Source organism: Plantactinospora sp. B24E8 (genome assembly GCF_039871735.1).
GTDB lineage: Bacteria > Actinomycetota > Actinomycetes > Mycobacteriales > Micromonosporaceae > Plantactinospora.
This window is the reverse complement of sequence record NZ_JBDPMH010000014.1, coordinates 1-16,247: the sequence shown is the minus strand read 5'-3', so window position 1 is coordinate 16,247 and position 16,247 is coordinate 1. Positions and strand designations below refer to the sequence as shown.

General features: G+C 69.9%; 18 protein-coding genes. 6 read left to right on the top strand and 12 right to left on the bottom strand.

The annotated features are described in order from the left end of the window. Nucleotides 1–125 precede the first annotated feature (125 nt). The gene (locus ABGB21_RS20650) at nt 126–1,154 is read left to right on the top strand and encodes a S66 peptidase family protein (RefSeq protein WP_347657647.1); all 1,029 of its coding nucleotides are present in this window, start codon (nt 126–128) and stop codon (nt 1,152–1,154) included. Nucleotides 1,155–1,278: 124 nt separating this feature from the next. Here the strand turns inward: ABGB21_RS20650 and ABGB21_RS20645 are convergent, their stop codons facing one another. The 3 genes from ABGB21_RS20645 to ABGB21_RS20635 all read right to left on the bottom strand — a co-directional run bounded on the left by ABGB21_RS20645 (nt 1,279) and on the right by ABGB21_RS20635 (nt 3,038). Next, entirely contained in the window at nt 1,279–1,785 is a 507-nt protein-coding gene (locus ABGB21_RS20645; protein WP_347679061.1) for a hypothetical protein, read from the bottom strand. 273 nt (nt 1,786–2,058) lie between these two features. After that, nucleotides 2,059–2,247 (bottom strand): DUF397 domain-containing protein, encoded by a 189-nt coding sequence (locus ABGB21_RS20640; RefSeq protein ID WP_347679059.1) that lies wholly within the window; start codon nt 2,245–2,247, stop codon nt 2,059–2,061. Continuing rightward, nucleotides 2,238–3,038, bottom strand: coding sequence for a helix-turn-helix transcriptional regulator (locus ABGB21_RS20635; protein ID WP_347679057.1), 801 nt, complete (start codon nt 3,036–3,038; stop codon nt 2,238–2,240). Before ABGB21_RS20635 ends, ABGB21_RS20640 begins: the two co-directional genes overlap by 10 nt. 225 nt (nt 3,039–3,263) lie before the next feature. Here ABGB21_RS20635 and ABGB21_RS20630 point away from each other — a divergent pair, with 225 nt between their 5' ends. Continuing rightward, nucleotides 3,264–4,205: a hypothetical protein gene (locus tag ABGB21_RS20630; protein ID WP_347679055.1), complete on the top strand. Its 942-nt coding sequence runs from the start codon at nt 3,264–3,266 to the stop codon at nt 4,203–4,205. Here ABGB21_RS20630 and ABGB21_RS20625 read toward each other — a convergent pair. The 4 genes from ABGB21_RS20625 to ABGB21_RS20610 form a co-directional block, all read right to left on the bottom strand. Next, nucleotides 4,175–5,233, bottom strand: coding sequence for a sugar phosphate isomerase/epimerase (locus ABGB21_RS20625; protein ID WP_347679053.1), 1,059 nt, complete (start codon nt 5,231–5,233; stop codon nt 4,175–4,177). The two genes, ABGB21_RS20630 and ABGB21_RS20625, sit on opposite strands and share 31 nt — an antisense overlap. Nucleotides 5,234–5,394: 161 nt before the next feature. Continuing rightward, the gene (locus ABGB21_RS20620) at nt 5,395–6,390 is read right to left on the bottom strand and encodes a diacylglycerol kinase family protein (protein ID WP_347679051.1); all 996 of its coding nucleotides are present in this window, start codon (nt 6,388–6,390) and stop codon (nt 5,395–5,397) included. 185 nt (nt 6,391–6,575) lie between these two features. Next, complete coding sequence (gene htpG / locus ABGB21_RS20615; protein WP_347657640.1) at nt 6,576–8,489, bottom strand: molecular chaperone HtpG; 1,914 nt, start codon at nt 8,487–8,489, stop codon at nt 6,576–6,578. 230 nt (nt 8,490–8,719) lie between these two features. After that, a complete protein-coding gene (locus tag ABGB21_RS20610) occupies nt 8,720–9,154 on the bottom strand; it encodes an SRPBCC family protein (RefSeq protein ID WP_347657639.1) in 435 nt (144 codons plus the stop codon). A gap of 49 nt (nt 9,155–9,203) precedes the next feature. Here ABGB21_RS20610 and ABGB21_RS20605 point away from each other — a divergent pair, with 49 nt between their 5' ends. After that, nucleotides 9,204–9,812 carry a TetR family transcriptional regulator gene (locus ABGB21_RS20605; RefSeq protein WP_347679049.1) on the top strand — a complete coding sequence of 203 codons (609 nt, stop codon included), beginning with the start codon at nt 9,204–9,206 and terminating at the stop codon, nt 9,810–9,812. A gap of 80 nt (nt 9,813–9,892) precedes the next feature. Here the strand turns inward: ABGB21_RS20605 and ABGB21_RS20600 are convergent, their stop codons facing one another. After that, nucleotides 9,893–10,618 (bottom strand): D-Ala-D-Ala carboxypeptidase family metallohydrolase, encoded by a 726-nt coding sequence (locus tag ABGB21_RS20600; protein WP_347657637.1) that lies wholly within the window; start codon nt 10,616–10,618, stop codon nt 9,893–9,895. A gap of 220 nt (nt 10,619–10,838) precedes the next feature. Between ABGB21_RS20600 and ABGB21_RS20595 the strand changes: the two genes are divergently transcribed. From ABGB21_RS20595 to fmdA, 3 genes are all read left to right on the top strand, one after another. Then, nucleotides 10,839–11,123: a DUF427 domain-containing protein gene (locus ABGB21_RS20595; RefSeq protein ID WP_347657636.1), complete on the top strand. Its 285-nt coding sequence runs from the start codon at nt 10,839–10,841 to the stop codon at nt 11,121–11,123. Between the two features lie 103 nt (nt 11,124–11,226). Further along, entirely contained in the window at nt 11,227–11,538 is a 312-nt protein-coding gene (locus ABGB21_RS20590; RefSeq protein WP_347657635.1) for a zinc ribbon domain-containing protein, read from the top strand. An 18-nt stretch (nt 11,539–11,556) separates the two neighbouring features. Continuing rightward, entirely contained in the window at nt 11,557–12,810 is a 1,254-nt protein-coding gene (gene fmdA, locus ABGB21_RS20585) for a formamidase (RefSeq protein ID WP_347657634.1), read from the top strand. A gap of 46 nt (nt 12,811–12,856) precedes the next feature. Here fmdA and ABGB21_RS20580 read toward each other — a convergent pair whose 3' ends face one another. The 4 genes from ABGB21_RS20580 to ABGB21_RS20565 form a co-directional block, all read right to left on the bottom strand. Then, nucleotides 12,857–13,621, bottom strand: a complete 765-nt coding sequence (locus ABGB21_RS20580) for an SDR family oxidoreductase (protein WP_347679047.1) — start codon at nt 13,619–13,621, stop codon at nt 12,857–12,859. A gap of 51 nt (nt 13,622–13,672) precedes the next feature. After that, on the bottom strand, nt 13,673–14,506 hold the full coding sequence (locus tag ABGB21_RS20575; protein ID WP_347679045.1) for an NADP-dependent oxidoreductase: 834 nt from the start codon (nt 14,504–14,506) through the stop codon (nt 13,673–13,675). Nucleotides 14,507–14,641: 135 nt separating this feature from the next. After that, nucleotides 14,642–15,268, bottom strand: coding sequence for a nuclear transport factor 2 family protein (locus ABGB21_RS20570; RefSeq protein ID WP_347657631.1), 627 nt, complete (start codon nt 15,266–15,268; stop codon nt 14,642–14,644). Between the two features lie 363 nt (nt 15,269–15,631). After that, nucleotides 15,632–16,247 (bottom strand): hypothetical protein (locus ABGB21_RS20565; protein WP_347679043.1); only part of this gene is annotated, 616 nt, incomplete at its 5' end.

Here is a 16,247-nt window from a genome sequence, read left to right as displayed (position 1 = left end):
CTCCCGGAGGAGCATAACCGGCCCACGCCCCAGCCTCGGCGCAGGAACGTCTCCGACAACGGTGGACGAACCCCGCCGAGGCGGGCGTCGACCGGGACCGGGGTGGCCCGTGCCAGAATTCCGGAATGTCGATCCGCTACCCGCAGCCGCTTCGTCCCGGTGACCGCGTCGGGGTCACCTCACCCTCCAGCGGCGTCGGTGAGAAGCTGCGCGAACGTCTGGCGGTGGCGGTCGGCACGGTCGAGGCACGCGGCTACCAGGTGGTCATGGGCCAGTGCATGGACGGGTCACGGCACGTCAGCGCCCCGGCCGTGGAACGGGCTGCGGAACTGACGGCGATGCTGACCGACCCTTCGGTCAAGGCGATCGTGCCGCCGTGGGGTGGGGAGACCGCCATCGACCTGCTGCCCCTGCTCGACTGGGACCTGATCCGGGAGGCCGAGCCCACCTGGCTGGTCGGGTTCTCCGACATGTCGACCATCCTGACCCCGCTGACCCTGCTGACCGGGACCGCGACCCTGCACGGCAACAACCTGATGGACACCCCGTACCGGACTCCCGAGGGACTGCTGTCCTGGTTGGACATCGTCACCATGCCGGTGGGCAGCGAATTCGTCCAGACCCCGCCCGGCCGCCACCGGGCCGGCGGCTTCGTCGACTACCAGGACTTCCCCGAGGTACGGGACTTCACGCTCGACGCGGTCGGCAGGTGGCGCCGACTGGACGCCGACGGTGACGTCGAGGTCGAGGGACGCCTGATCGGCGGCTGTATCGAGACGCTGTGCAATCTGATGGGTACGCCCTTCGGCGACGTGTCGGCCATCGCCCAGGCGTACGCCCCGGAAGGGCTGATCGTCTACGTGGAGGCGTTCGGCCACGACGCGTACACGATCTGCCGCAACCTGCACGGAATGCGGCTGGCCGGGTTCTTCGACGCCGCGAACGCCGTCCTCGTCGGCCGGACCCCGGCGCCCGACGACGCCACGCTCACCCAGCACGAGGCGGTGCTGGACGCGCTCGGACCGCTCGGGGTGCCGATCATCGCCGACGTCGAGTGTGGACACGTGCCGCCGTACCTGCCCCTGGTCAACGGAGCCCTCGCCCGAGTCGTCCGTACGTCGACCCGCCAGGAGCTGGTGCAGACGCTGGCTTGAGTTCGGGACGATCACGTCCGTCGGCCAGGATCTGGATCTTCGCGGTGAGTCCACCCCGCACGCACTAAAGGCCAATGGCCCCGCGCGTCGTTCGCCTGTTGCCGCCGGTGCATCGCCTTCTGCGTCAGCCGTCCTGCCTCATGACTGCAAGCCGGTGGCCCAGATAATCGACCACCTGGCGCGCATCCCCCTCGAACTCGAAGGTGCCATCGTCACCATAGATGACGAACCACCCGGGACGGTAAACAAATACAGCAACGAGAATACCCTGGCTGTATTCGTTCGCAGAAAGTGCAAAACGGTGGCCGAGCCGGGGAAAAAGCTGCTTCAGGAAGTCGTCACGCGAGGCCAGAATGACGAGGTCACGAAAGGCTCGCTCCTCTTCTTCTACCGCGTTGAGTAACTCAGCCCATTGAAACTCAACGGCAACTCCTCGCTCGTAGGCTAGCTGAAGCCCCGAGAATTCAATGAAAGGATGGGCAGCGGCGAGGCTCTCCAGGTCGAAGCCCTCGGCCCATCGCCGCGCGGAATCGGCCGCCGCGGAGATGTCGGGCGTCTGGCCGTGCGCCTGCTGCCGTCCATTCCAGTGGAACGACAACAGGTAGCAACCATCGTTCTCAAACACGTTCACGAACCGGTCCGCATGGGACAGGACGGCAATCGCAGTTGCGCCCGACCCCCCCCGCGACGAAGACCAGAGACGAAGAGTGGCCCAATTCGCCGTTGAGCGCACCGACAAGGTCTTGCTTCGGCATTGACACCTTCAGGCCCAGGTAGCGAATCCGACGTGGGCGGCCGTACCGAGCGGACGTAGCAAGGGACGGCCAGCCGGGAAAACGGCGACGCCCCCGTGCCGGACCGGTTGACCGGGGCGGGGGGCGTCGCGCGCGTACAGCTCGACGGGTCAGCGGGGCGCGACCTGCCGGACGAAAGAACGCCAGGCGGTCGGGGCGAACCGCAGCACGCCGCCGTCGCGGTCCTTGGAGTCCCGGACCAGGACCCGACCGGGCAGGTTGTCGGCGACCTCGACACAGTTGCCGCCGTTGTTGCCGCTGCGGGTGCTCTTCCGCCAGTTGGCGCCGGTCAGCTCCATGATGCCGCCACCTCTTCGATGAGTTTCTTCGACTGGTCCACCGGGAGTGCCACCGCCTTGATGCGCTCCCACCTACTGGCGAGGGTAGCAATGTCGGCCGGCTCGGCACGGATCCGCGCAGCAAGCTGACCGTCCACATGCGCGTACCGCCGGCCGTCCTCGGCGTCGGCCAGCACGAAGGGTCCGCCGTAGCCGGGATACATCCCGATCCGGGTCGGCACCACCTGGAGCCGTACGTGCGGCAGTTCGCCATAGGAGAGCAGTTGGGCCAGCTGGGCGGACATCATGTCCCGCGCCTCCGGCGCGCCGCGCCGGACCACCGCCTCGTCGATCACCACGGCGAGCAGCGGCGGGCGTTCCCGGGTCAGGATGTTCCATCGGGATAGCCGCGCCGCAATGAGCTGGTCAACCTCGTCCGGGGTGTGCGACTCGCCGGCCAGGGTGGCTCGGGCGTACGCCTCGGTCTGGAACGGGCCGGGAACGTACATCGACTCGAACCAGCGCAGGGCGGTCGCCTCCCGTTCGATCTCCAGCCAGCGCAGGAACCAGAGTGGTGGCGTCCCGTCCCGGACCAGGTCCTCCCAGAGTCGGATGAAGAGCCCACCGGTCTCCAACGCCCGGTCCAGCGCCTTGAGCATCCCCTCGTTCACCGGCTTGGTGCCGGTCTCCACCCCGCTGATCTGCGTGTCCGAGAAGTGGATCCGCTGTCCGAGCGCGGCCTGGGTCAGCCCGGCCGCGAGTCGTCGACGACGGATCTCCCGAAGCAGAAACTCCAATGGCGAGATTCCCACGGATTCCCCACCTTTCCCTGATCGCTGATTTGAATTCCCCACAGCACGTCGACAGGCGCCGATGCCTGTGAGGCGCCACCCACCCTAGAGCATTGGCATCCATCATGGAGGACATCGCAACCACCCGCAGGAATGGACGACGAACCAACGGCGCGGAGACGTTTCAGAATGGAAAGAGTCGACGCACCACATCCCGATGTGGAAATTCCACGAGGAGATTCGGCGATGACGCGACGACGCCAGGTCACCGGTACGGTGTTGCCCCGGGGCGGTACGACCGGAGCGGACGACTCGCCCGACCAGGATTCGGAAGACGTACCCCGGGAGGTTGTCATGTCCGCTGCCGAGCGGGCCCGACGGTGGCGCCGGATCCTCGCCGAGTTGCGGCCCGAACTGCCCGGCGAATGGTCGATCCGCGGCACCGGGGTCGGCACGCTGCTGGTCCGGGAACCGTTCGACTGGTCGCTGGCCTGGATCGGGTACGACGGCTCGCCCAGCCGCCCGGCAGGCTGGCTGTCGGCCGGGGTGCAGCCGCTGGTGACCGCCGACGCCGGCCGGGTCATGACGTACGGGATCCGGATGGACGAGGTACGGTCCGGGCCGCAAACGGTGGACCTACTCTCCGACGAGGCCGCCGGCCACGCCCGGCGGTTCGTCCTGGACAGTGGTCTGGCGGTGCTCGACCGCTGGCCGGCCGAACGCCTCGCCGAGGTCGCCGAACGCGACTTCGTCCAGGCGCCGGACCGGCGCCGTACCCACTGGCACCAGGCACCGGGCTGGCGGGTGGTCACCGGCACGGCGTCGCCAGTCGAGCCGGCGCGGGAACTCGCCGCGCTGTGCCGCGTCGGCAGCGCCCCCCGGTCCGCCGCCGGCGCCCGACATCGGGCGGCGAGGATCGCCTTCTACGAGGGGCTCGACCAGGCCTGGCAGCAGGGCGGACGTGCCGAGGCGCGACGTTTCCTGACCGGGTGGCGGGACCGGGTGTTGACCGAGCGGAAGCTGGACAGGGTTTCCGCCGAACAGGTGGCGCCGCCGGGCGGGGGCGGGGGGGTCTGTCCGATCTGGGATCGTGACGACCTGCCCCGGCCGGCGGGAGCGCGCGGCGCCGGGGAAGCCCGGGCGGGCCGCTCAGCAGCTCAGAAGCGAAGCGCCCGCATGTTGTCGTAGCTGCTCTCGGTGCCGCCCCACACGCCGCCCTCCTCGGGTGGGGTGTTGCCGGCGTTGTCGTTCTCCCAGATGTAGTGGTGGCGGTCGATCGACCGGAGGCTGCCGAAGAAGCGTTCGAACGGGATGTAGCCGTTCGGGATGCCGAAGTTGGTCATCGCCAGGCTGGTGCCCTCGGCGTTGAGGTAGCCGTCCTTGACGTGGAACAGCGGGAACCGCTCCTGCTGCCGGCCGATGGTCTTGATCGGGTCGAGGACGTCACGCCGGGTCGCCCCGCCTTCGTCGACGTACGACGTGAACCGTACCTGGGCCTGGTACGCCCAGTAGATGTCCATCTCGAACCAGACCAGCTCCGGGTCGGTGAGCGTGAAGAAGTATTCCAGCCCCCGCTGCCCGCTGGACCGGGTCGGCCGGCCGTTGGCGTCAACCGGCCCGGCGTCGAGCAGGAAGTTGTACTCCCCGTCGTGGTTGTGCTGGTAGAACTTCAACCCGCGGGCCTTGGCCGCGCCACCGACCGCGTTGTAACGGTCCGCCGCGATCCGCCAGTCCGGGGCGTACCGGCTGCCGGTCGGGGCGTCGGCGGTACCGATGTACCGCATGCCGAGCATCTCGGCGATGTCGAGCTGCCGGGTCAGGTCGCCCCAGAGCGTGTTGAAGCCGACGTGCGAGCCGACCGCCGTCAGCCCGTTGTCGTCGAGGATCTTCCGGATGGCGAGGATGTCGGCGTCGCTGGTCACCGTCCCGTACCCGGCGAACTCGATCTCCTTGAAGCCGAGCTGGGCGAGCTTGGGCAGCTTCTCGGCGAACGGCGCCGGATCGGTGCGGATGGAGTAGAGCTGGATGCCGATCCGGCCGACCGGCAGTCGCCGGCCGCGCGCGTCGTGCACCGGACCGCCGTGGGCGGCCTGGGCCATGCCGGTGAACGGGCCGGCGACCGAGATCGCGGTGGCGGCGGCGCAGGCGGAGAGCCCGAGTACGCCGCGGCGGCTCAGCCCACGGGAGTGGGGGACGGAAGATGTCTCGGATGCCATGGCGGATCCTTCCGATCTGGCGGTGTGCAGGTCATGCCGGCGCGCCGATCGCCGAACGGGGTCGAACCGTCCATGGTGGTGGAATTCCCGGCCCTCCCCAGCCGGACCGTACCGAGCCGTTGATCAAAAATCTAGGTCTCGCCATCGACGGACGCCGTCTGCTAACGCCCCGATACGGTCGCCCCCGGAACCCCGGGTACGCAGACGGTCAGCCCGCCGGGCACCACCCTGACCTTGAGCCGGGTCACCCGCTTCCGGGCCCCGCCGTCCAGCTCGTACCGCGTCGGTTCGGCGACGTCGACCCGCACCTTGTGCCCCCGGGTGATCCGGACGAACGGTGACTCGTCGGAGCGGCCGACCGCCATCCGGCCCAGGGTCCGGACCCACTCCTGTACGCCGTTCGCGGTCGCCACCCCGACCTCGAGGCAGCCGTTGTCCGGCTCGGCGTCGTCGAAGGCGGGAATGCCGCCGGTAATCGTGCCGACGTTGCCGAACAGGACGCAGCTCGCCTCGCCGTCGAACCACTCGGTCCCGTCGACCCGGATCCGCATCCGGGTGGTCTCGGAGCGGACGTGCCGCAGCCCGGTCCAGACGTACGCCAACCGGCCGAGCCGGTCCTTGAGCGCCCGGTCGGCGTCCCGGATCAGCTCGCCGTCGAAGCCGGCCCCGGCCATCACCGCGAAGTGTTCCCCGTTGAGTCTGCCGAGGTCGAGCCGGCGACGCGGGCCGGTCAGCCCGATCCGGACCGCCTCGGCCAGGTCGGTCGGGATGTCGAGGTCGGCGGCGAGCAGGTTCGCGGTGCCGGCGGGCAGGATCGCCATCGCCGCGTCGGAGCCGGCGAGCGTGTCGGCGCAGCGCTGCACCATGCCGTCTCCGCCCCAGACGAAGACCAGTTCGGCGCCCTTCTTCAGCGCCTTGCGGACCTTCTTCGGTGCCTTGCGGCTCTTCGGCATCTCGTACCAGAGCAGGTTCTCGACTCCGGCGCCGCGCAGCCGGGCGCGGAGTTCGTCGAGGCCGCCGCCGAGGGTCTTCTTCCGGTGCGCGACAACGGCGACGGTGCCGACGGCGGCCGGGGTAACGGGCCCGGCCGGGCTGCCGACGGCGGCCGGGGTGGCGGGTACGGCGACGCCGGAACCGGCGGTGACCTGGGTGCTCATGGCGACCCGGATTACCCGGTCGACGGCCCTCCCACACTGCGCCGTGGCGGTCGGCACCGGATCACCGGTCCGCTGGTCGCTCCGGTGAGCAGTACGGTGCCGGTCATCGGCCCACCCGTCGCAGAAGGTGTCAGGAAGGGGCCCTTCCTGACCGAAAACGATGATAAGGGCCCCTTCCTGGCCGCTCAGAGGGTACGGGCCAGCCGGTCGGCGAGCAGGCGGGTGAACCGGGCCGGGTCGCCGAGTTCGCCACCCTCGGCGAGCAGCGCCATGCCGTGCAGCAGCTCGGCGGTCTCGGCGAGGCCGGTGTCGTCGGGGCGGGCGGCGTGTGTCTCGCGGAGGGCGGTCACCAGCGGGTGGCTGGGGTTGACTTCGAGGATGCGCTTGACCTGCGGCACCTCCTGGCCCATCGCCCGGTACATCTTCTCCAGGGTCGGGGTGATGTCCTCGGCGTCACCGACGATGCAGGCCGGCGAGGTGGTCAGCCGGGACGACAGACGCACCTCCTTGACCTGCTCGGAGAGGGTGCTGGTCAGCCAGCTGAGCAGGTCGGCGAAGTCCTTCTCCCGCTGCTCGCGCTCGGCGCCGGCCTGCTCCTTCTCCTCGTCGGTGTCGAGGTCGACCTGCCCCTTGGCGATCGACTGGAAGCGCTTGCCGTCGAAGTTCGGCACCGCGTCGACCCACATCTCGTCGACCGGGTCGGTGAGCAGCAGCACCTCGTAGCCCTTGGCCCGGAACGCCTCCATGTGCGGCGAGTTCTCGATCATCGACCGGGACTCGCCGGTCATGTAGTAGATCTCGGTCTGCCCCTCCTTCATCCGCTCGACGTACCCGGCGAGCGTGGTGAGCTGCTCCGGGTCGTGGGTGGAGGCGAACGAGGAGATCTCCAGGATGGTGTTCTGGTTGTCGAAGTCGCCCAGCAGACCCTCCTTGACCGCCCGGCCGAACTCCCGCCAGAACGTCTGGTACCGCTCGGCGTGGTTGGCCTGCAGGTCCTTGACCGTGGAGAGGACCTTCTTCACCAGCCGGCGGCGCATCAGCTGGATGTGCCGGTCCTGCTGGAGGATCTCCCGCGAGATGTTCAGCGACAGGTCCTGGGCGTCGACCACACCCTTGACGAACCGCAGGTACTCCGGCATGAGTTCCTGGCAGTCGTCCATGATGAAGACCCGCTTGACGTACAGCTGCACGCCACGCTTGGCGTTGCGCATGAACAGGTCGTACGGCGCCCGGGACGGGATGAACAGCAGGCTCTCGTACTCGAAGGTGCCCTCGGCCCGCATGTGGATGGTCTCCAGCGGGTCGGTCCAGTCGTGGCTGAGGTGCCGGTAGAACTCGTTGTACTCGTCCTGCTTGACCTCGTCCCGGGGCCGGGCCCAGAGCGCCTTCATCGAATTCAGCGTCTGGATCTCGGAGGTGGTCTTGCCCTCGTCGTCGGTCTTCTCGACGGTCGTCCGAATCGGCCAGGCGATGAAGTCGGAGTAGCGCTTGACGATCTCGCGGATCTTCCACTCGGCCGTGTAGTCGAAGAGCTGGTCCTCCTCGTCCTTCGGCCGCAGGTGCAGGGTGACCGAGGTGCCCTGGGGTGCGTCGTCGACCGTCTCGACGACGTACGTCGCGCCGCCGTCGGACTCCCAGCGGGTGGCCGTGCTCTCCCCCGCCCGGCGGGTCAGCAGGGTCACCCTGTCGGCGACCATGAAACTGCTGTAGAAACCGACGCCGAACTGGCCGATGAGGTCCTGGGACCCGGCCGCGTCCTTCGACTCCCGGATCTTCTGCAGGAGTTCGGCGGTTCCGGACTTCGCGATGGTGCCGATGAGGATGATCACCTCGTCGCGGGACATGCCGATGCCGTTGTCCCGGACGGTGAGGGTACGGCCCTCCTTGTCGACCTCGATCTCGATGTGCAGGTCCGAGGTGTCGACCTCGAGATCCTTGTCGGAGTACGCCTCCAGTCGCAGCTTGTCCAGCGCGTCGGAGGCGTTGGAGATGAGTTCCCGCAGGAAGATGTCCTTGTTCGAATAGATGGAGTGGACCATCAACTGCAGGAGCTGCCGCGCCTCGGCCTGGAACTCGAAGGTTTCAACCCCGGTGCTCATGTGACCTTCTCCCGAAGACATTTCTTCCCCGATTGCCGGGGAATTCCCCGATCGTCGGAGCTGTCGCCGCGGAATCGGCGGCGCAGTCCGGCGCCATGATAAATGAACCGGGCCGACGTCAGCCGCGCACCGTCCGTGGTGGTCGCCGATCCGACGCTCCGCCCGTCGGGGTACCACTCGGCGGGCGGGTCGACCGGAGCGCCGACCGGCGGATACCGCCGGGCGGCGGGTCAGGAGGAGGCGGCCCGGGTGGCCAGTCCCTCGGCGCACCGGCGGATGAAGCGGCCGAGGGCCCGCCGGTAGAGCCAACCGGTGCCGGGCACCGCGGCGGTGAACGAGGAGTGCCAGCGGATGGTCGTCCCTGCCCCGTCGGAGCTGAGGTCGACATCGGCGTGGTAGCCACGCAACGGCAGTCCGGAGAGGAGTTCGTAGCTGAACCGGCGCCCCGGCTCCCGGGCAACCACCCGCTCCCGGCTGGTCACCCGACCGGTACGGAAGACCCGGATCGCGCCAACCCCCTCGGGCTCGTCCGCGCCGGGGTGTTCCAGCTCGAAGGAGCCGAGCGGTGACCAGTCCGGCCAGGTGGACCCGTCGACGAGCAGGGCGTACACGGTCTCCGGACCGGCGGTGGTGTGGACCCGTACGTCGATGCGCTGTCGCGCCATTTCGCGCCTCCCGTCGCATGTACCACCTGGTACATGTACCGTATGGTACATGTGCTCGGAGTCACGGAACCGACTGCTCTCCCGTGCCGTCGAGCACCTCGCGGGACACGGGGTCGGCGGACTGAGCCTGCGCGGCCTGGCCGCCGACATCGGCACCAGCCACCGGATGCTGATCTACCACTTCGGCTCGATGGAGGGCCTGCTCGTCGAGGTGGTCCGACACGTCGAGGAGCGGCAGCGGGCAGTGCTGACCACACTCACCCGCGACCCGGTCGCCTCGCCGGCGGACGCCATCCGGGCCATGTGGCACCACCTCGCCGATCCGACGCTCTGGCCCCTGGAACGTCTCTTCTTCGAGTTGTACGGCCAGGCACTGCAGGGACGGCCGGGTACGGCACCGCTGCTGGACGGGGTCGTGGAGAGCTGGCTCGACCTCAACGTCGACCTGGCCGGGCGCTGGGGCGTACCGGCGGAGGTGGCCCGGACCCACGCCCGGCTCGGTCTGGCGGTGATCCGGGGCCTACTGCTCGACCTGCTCGCCACCGGTGACCGGGCCGGCACCGACGCCGCCGTCGAGGCGTTCGCGGCGGCCTACCAGGACGGCCTGCCGGTTCCGACCCGCGCCCCGGCCGGACCCGACAGCGGGCCGGACGACTGACCGCCCGGCCCTGCGGCACGTCAGCCGGGTCCACCGACGCGGCCGGGTCCACCGGAGCGTCGGTGGACCCGGCTCCGGCGTCAGGAGACGCCGCAGGAACTCGCCGACCACGTACGGGACGACTTGTGCGCGACGTGCGTGTGGTCGCTGTGTCCGGGGTAGCCGGGACCGAGGATCTCCCGCCAACCGTGGTTACGGGCCTGCTGGGCGAGCCGACAGAGGGTGTGCGGGCCGGCGCCGAGGTCGACCGCGTCGCCGTACAGGTGGCGGCTGGTGGCCGAACCGCCGACCGCGTTGTTGCAGGCGTGGCTGCGGAACGCGCTGGTCACCCTGATCTGCTGGTCGCCGAGGGCGTGTCGCATCGCCTGCAGCTTCCACATGTTGACAAGCGCGTTCGCCCGGGCCTGGGCGGCCGAGACGGCACCGCCGGACCAGTCGGAGTTGCAGTCGTTCAACTCGGCGTAGCTGAAGTTGACCGGGGTGCAGTCGTCGTCCTGGAGGGCGTAGATCCGGTTGAACGTCTGCGGCCCGGCGATGCCGTCGGCGCCCAGCCCGTACGCCTGCTGGAAGCGGACCACGGCGTCGCGGGTCGCCGGTCCGTAGGCGCCGTCGATGGCGAGCACGTTGCCGTAGCCGGGGTAGCCGGAGACCCGGATCTGCAACTGGCGGACGTCCTCCCCGGACATGCCGGAGGAGAGCGTCCGGCCCCAGGTGTAGCAGCCGTCGGCGTGGGCGGGGGCGGCGGTCGTCACGGTGGCGACGAGCGTCGCCGCGGCCGCCATGGTGAGCGCCGCGACGATTCTCACGGTACGTCCGAACAAGGGGTCCTCCGAACCGGGCGGAAACGAATATCGACGAGGATGGCTGGACGACGATCATCTGTCAATATTCGTCGATATCTTTCCCGAGGTCGGCGCTTTTCTTCACCGGAGCGTGATCCGCCGTTCATCGACCCGTCCCGTACCCGGAGGTGGCCCGACCCGCAGCGGCGGCCGACCGGCGGCGGGCCGGAATAGGCTGGTGGTCATGCCGAAAGCCGTCTGGAACGACCTGGTCGTCGCCGAGAGCCCGGACACCGTGCTGGTGGAGGGCAACCACTACTTCCCCCGCGCCGCCCTGCGCGAGGACCTGCTGCGCGACTCCGACACCCACACCGTCTGCCCCTGGAAGGGGACCGCGTCCTACTACAGTCTCGAACACGACGGCCGACGCAGCGACGATGCCGTCTGGTACTACCCGGATCCGTTGCCGGCGGCCGAGATGGTCCGCGACCGGGTCGCCTTCTGGAAGGACGTCCGGGTCGTCGACTGAACGCCGCTCCGCCGCCTTCGTCACAGTCGTCCCGTCCGCACCAGCAGCCCCGACTTGCGCGATTGGGCTGCGCGGTCGATCACCTTCGTCCGATCCTTGAGCCGTGCCGACGTACGACTACCGGTGTCCCCGGGACGGCGTCTTCCCACTGCGGTTCCCGATCGGCGAGGCGACCCCGGCCGGCCGCTGCCCCAGCTGTGGCGGCGACGCGGTCCGGGTCTTCGCCCCGCCGATGCTCGGCGCCCTGCCCCGCGCGCTGGTCGCGGCGCTCGACCGGACCGGACGCACCGCCGAGACACCCGAGGTGGTGACCCGGATTCCCGGTCGGCCGGGCGGTCCGCACCCGGCCCGCTCCCACCGGGAGGTACGCCGGCCGGCCCATCCCGGGCAGGCCCGACTGCCCCGGCCCGACTGACGGCGAAGGGAACCGGCGATGCCCGAGGTCCTGTTTCCACTGGAGTCGACGAAGAGTTTCACCGAACAGCAGATCATCGGCCACAACCGATGGCACCCCGACATCCCACCGGTGGCGGAGGTCCGCCCCGGTCAGTCGTTCCGGGTGCACTGCCGGGAGTGGTTCGACGGCCACATCCACAACGACGACTCGGCGGACGACGTACGGCACGCGCCGCTGGAGATCGTGCACGCGCTCAGCGGCCCGTTCGCCGTACGGGGCGCCGAACCCGGTGACCTGCTGGTCGTCGACATCCTCGACGTCGGCCCGGTCCCGCAGGAGGACTCCGGCCCGCTCGCCGGCCAGGGCTGGGGGTACACCGGCATCTTCGCCCGGGACAACGGCGGCGGCTTCCTCACCGACCAGTTCCCGGACGCGTACAAGGCGATCTGGGACTTCACCGGCCAGCGGGCGACGTCGCGGCACATCCCCGGGGTCAGCTTCACCGGGATGATCCACCCCGGGCTGATGGGCACCGCCCCGTCGGCGGACCTGTTGGCGAGGTGGAACGCCCGGGAGGGTGCGCTGCGGGCCACCGACCCGGACCGGGTGCCGCCACTGTCGTTGCCCCCGCTGCCGGACGGCGCGATCCTCGGCTCGCTGCGCGGCGCCGACTTCGACCGGGTCGCGGCAGAGGCCGCCCGGACCGCCCCGCCCCGGGAGAACGGCGGCAACCAGGACATCAAGAACCTGACCAAGGGGACCCGGGTCTTCTACCCGGTGTACGTCCCCGGAGCCAACCTCTCCGTCGGTGACCTGCACTTCTCCCAGGGCGACGGCGAGATCACCTTCTGCGGCGCGATCGAGATGGGTGGTTTCGTCGACCTGCGGGTCGAGGTGCTCAAGGGCGGGATGGCGACGTACGGGGTCACCGAGAACACCGTCTTTCTGCCGGGCAACGTCGCCCCGCAGTACAGCGAGTGGTTGGCGTTCTCCGGCATCTCCGTCACCACCGACGGCGAGCAGCGGTACCTCGACTCACAACTGGCCTTCCAGCGGGCCTGCCTGCACGCCATCGACTACCTGACGGCGTTCGGGTACGCCCCGGAGCAGGCGTACCTGATCCTCGGGGCGGCGCCGATCGAGGGGCGGTTCTCCGGGGTGGTGGACATCCCGAACTCCTGCGCCACCATCTACCTGCCGACCGCGATGTTCGACTTCGACGTACGCCCGTCGGCGGGTGGGCCGGCCCGGATCGACCCGGGCCGGGGCGCACCGAAGGCAGCACGGTAGCCACGTCCCAGCCCGGAGCGACGGCCGTCCGGGGCCGGTCCACGTGTCAGGCGGCGGTCAGACCGCCGTCGATAGCGAGCGCCGCGCCGGTGACGAACGGGGCTTCGTCGCTGAGCAGGAAGGCCGCCAGGGCGGCGATCTCCTCGGGCCGTCCGATCCGGCCCACCGGGTGCATGGCGCCGGCGGCACGCAACGCCTCCTCCGGGTTCGGGCCCATCGCGCCCCGCAGCAGCGGGGTGTCGACACCGCCGGTGACGAGCGCGTTGACCCGCACGCCGGTGGTCGCCACGTCGAGTGCCGCCGACCGGGTGAGCCCGACGACACCGTGCTTGGCCGCGCTGTAGGCGGCCATGCCCGCCATACCGGTGACACCGACGTTGGAGGCGTTGTTCACGATCGAACCGCCGCCGGAGGCCTGCAGCGCGGGGATCTGGTACTTCAGGCCGTAGAAGACACTGTTGAGGTTGAGGGCCAGTTCGGCACCCCAGGCCTGCTCGCTTACCTCGGTGACCGGGCCGTACGCGGTGGCCGCGCCGACGTTGTTGAAGGCACCGTCGAGCCGGCCGTAGTGGTCGACCGCCCGCCCGACCAGCCGTTCCATCTCGGCGGCGACCGTCACGTCGGTCGGCACGAAGATGGCCTCCCGCCCGGTGGACCGCAGTTCGGCGAGGAACGCCTCGCCGGCCTCCCTGCCGCGGGCCGCCAGGACGACCTTCGCGCCCTCGGCGGCGACGCGCTCTGTCAGGGCCCGCCCCATGCCGGAGGTGGCACCGGTGACCAGAATGACCTTGTCTGCAAAACGGGTGGACACAGTTGATCCTTGTCTGTGTTGTTTCTGGATGAGTGGTTCGGGCTGGGTGACTCAGAAGGTGAGTACGAGCCGGCCACGGACACCGCCGGCGGCGAACCGGCGGTGCGCCTCGGGGGCCTCGGCGGCGGGCAGGGTGTCCGCCACCCGCGGGATGAGCACGCCTGCCTCGGCGAGACGACGGACCTCGTCCAACTTGTCCGGCCGGCCCGCGTAGTCGGGCACGAACGGTGACAACACCTTGATCCCCCGGGTGCTCTCGGCCTGGTAGCCGCCGGGTTCGTCGGCCTGGCGAATCCGGACCAGGCTGCCGCCGTCCCGCACGACGTCGAACATCCGGGTCCCGAGCAGCGCGATGTCCGCGACCGCGTCCACACCGTCCGGGAAGTGCGCCCGGATGTCGTCGACGCCCTCGGCGCCCCTCGCCACCACGACGGCCGCACCGGATTCCCGGACCAGGGCCTCGTCGGCCGGGGCCGCGTCGGCGACCACCGTCAGCCCGGCGTTGCTGGCCAACTGGACCAGGTAGCTGCCGAGCGCCCCGGCGGCCCCGACCACGACCAGGGTCGAGCCCGGCGCAAGTGCCAGCTGGTCGAGCGTCAGCAGCGCGGTCAACGCGTTCATCGGCAGCGTGGCCGCCGCCTCGTGACTCGTGCCGGCCGGGGCGGGGACGACCCAGCCGGCCGGCCGCACCACGTACTCCTGGTAACCGCCACGGCTGTTCTCGAGGGCCCCGTCGGGGGTCGGGGTCACCGGCAGGAGCATCGCCATCACCCGGTCACCGACCGACAGGTCGGTCTCCGTCCCGGGGCCGATCTCGTCGACCACACCCGCGATGTCCATCCCGACCTCGGGCCCGCCGAACTCGTGAAGACCAACAGCTCGCACGACAACATTCCTCTCGTGGTGCAGATCGCAGACGGGGGTGCCGAATCCGGGTGCGTTTGTCCACGGACCCGGGGGTGGTGGCGGGCCGGCCGCGGCGCGCCGACCAGGGCGCGCCGGACCGGCAGGCGCGGACGACTACTTGCCGGTCGCCGGAGGGGTCGCGGTCTGGGCCGAAGGGGTCCAGGCGGGCAGCGGGTCCATCCAGAACCGGGTCAGCAGCACCGAGTCGATCAGCCACTTCCCGTCGACCTTCTGATACGTCTCGCGGTACTGCCCGTAGCCGTTGTGCCCCTCGGGGGCGTCCGGACCGGCCGGGAAGGTCAGGATGTCCTCCATCGACCAGATCCCGGTCGCCGTGTTCGGCCCCGTGATGGTGATCTCCGGCATGGCTCCCGAGTGGGCGGAGGGTGCGGCGCCGGTGAGGTCACGGATCGTGTACGCGAACTCCTCCGGCGACTTCCACTCGATCCCGTCGGTCACGAGCTTGGCGTTCGGGGTGAACAGCTTGGCCAGTTCGTCGTGCTTCTTCTCGTCCACGAAGCGGAAGTAGCGGGCCTTGAGCTGGTGGATCTCCTCGATGTCCTCGAGCCGCTGCACCCGTTCGGCAACGCCCCTGGTGGAGCCGCTCCCCGACTGGTCGTGTGCGCTCGCGGACGCGGAGGTGAGGGCGGACGCGCCGAACCCACCACCGACGAGCAACGCGGCGGCGGCGGCCGCTCCGGCGACCCGGTAGCGCATCGCCATCCGGCTTTCCTGGTTCATGACGTGGTTCCTTCCGTCCCGCGCCGGTGCGGGGTCGGCTCCGCACCTCCTGGACAGAGGCGCAGGGCCGACCGGCACCGACAGGGGATTCCTGGGTTTGCTGCGCCCCACACGGCGAACAGCAAGCGGACGACTATCGTCCGGCCCGTGAACCGTAGCACGGGCGGACGATGGTCGTCCGCTTCTCTCCGGCACCCCTCGGCAATGACCCTCCGCACACCAGAAACGGGAACAAATCGCCTGAGTCGCAGACGGCGACAGCCGGATAGGAACCAGACGAGAGGGTGGAACGGCCCCAGACGGGATTTCAGCAGACGGCGCCAGTACTCCACCGTCATTTGATCTGCCGGCTGGCTTACTCGGTCAGCTCATGAAGAAGATCATGGCCGCGAGGCTTGCCCCCATGGCCAGGTGCTCCCAACGGAGCAGGTCCGTGATCGGCCGATGGCGCAGCCGGACGAGTGCGGTCGCCATCCAGCAGAGGTAAGCCGCCGTGGCGGCGCGTAGCAACACGAGCGCCGCGTCATGGACGGTGACGTTGCCGTGGTCCGTCCGGGGCCCGGCGGCCATGTGGTGGGTAGCCATCGACTCGCCGTGTTGATGCATCAGCACGGCGAGCGCCATGAGCACGGCCCCGGCCACACGGTGCCACTCCACCTCCGGGCCGCGCCCGGTCGGATCGCCGACGACGATTGCCACCGCCAAGGCCAGGAGCAGCAGCGTGCCCGCGTACTGCACAACCGGTGCGGCGTCGAGGGTCACCGCGACCATGACAGCCACCATCGCACCCGCAAGCATTCGGGCTCCGCGGGAAGCGCCCGCCCGCAGCACGACGCAGCAGCAGGCTGACACCGCGGCCGACCCGAGCATGATCACCTTGATCATCAGGACGTCATCGCGGTGCGACGCCGGGGCGTGACCATTGCGCGGTGGGGCGGCCGTCGAGACGCCACGGGTGCCCGGTGACCCGCGGCCAGCC

Coding starts and splice junctions, on each gene's coding strand:
- htpG (WP_347657640.1), bottom strand. CDS start 8,489: ATGAGCACCGGGGTTGAAACCTTCGAGTTCCAGGCCGAGGCGCGGCAG.
- ABGB21_RS20605 (WP_347679049.1), top strand. CDS start 9,204: ATGTGCTCGGAGTCACGGAACCGACTGCTCTCCCGTGCCGTCGAGCAC.
- fmdA (WP_347657634.1), top strand. CDS start 11,557: ATGCCCGAGGTCCTGTTTCCACTGGAGTCGACGAAGAGTTTCACCGAA.
- ABGB21_RS20610 (WP_347657639.1), bottom strand. CDS start 9,154: ATGGCGCGACAGCGCATCGACGTACGGGTCCACACCACCGCCGGTCCG.
- ABGB21_RS20650 (WP_347657647.1), top strand. CDS start 126: ATGTCGATCCGCTACCCGCAGCCGCTTCGTCCCGGTGACCGCGTCGGG.
- ABGB21_RS20595 (WP_347657636.1), top strand. CDS start 10,839: ATGCCGAAAGCCGTCTGGAACGACCTGGTCGTCGCCGAGAGCCCGGAC.
- ABGB21_RS20570 (WP_347657631.1), bottom strand. CDS start 15,268: ATGAACCAGGAAAGCCGGATGGCGATGCGCTACCGGGTCGCCGGAGCG.
- ABGB21_RS20625 (WP_347679053.1), bottom strand. CDS start 5,233: ATGGCATCCGAGACATCTTCCGTCCCCCACTCCCGTGGGCTGAGCCGC.
- ABGB21_RS20640 (WP_347679059.1), bottom strand. CDS start 2,247: ATGGAGCTGACCGGCGCCAACTGGCGGAAGAGCACCCGCAGCGGCAAC.
- ABGB21_RS20630 (WP_347679055.1), top strand. CDS start 3,264: ATGACGCGACGACGCCAGGTCACCGGTACGGTGTTGCCCCGGGGCGGT.
- ABGB21_RS20620 (WP_347679051.1), bottom strand. CDS start 6,390: ATGAGCACCCAGGTCACCGCCGGTTCCGGCGTCGCCGTACCCGCCACC.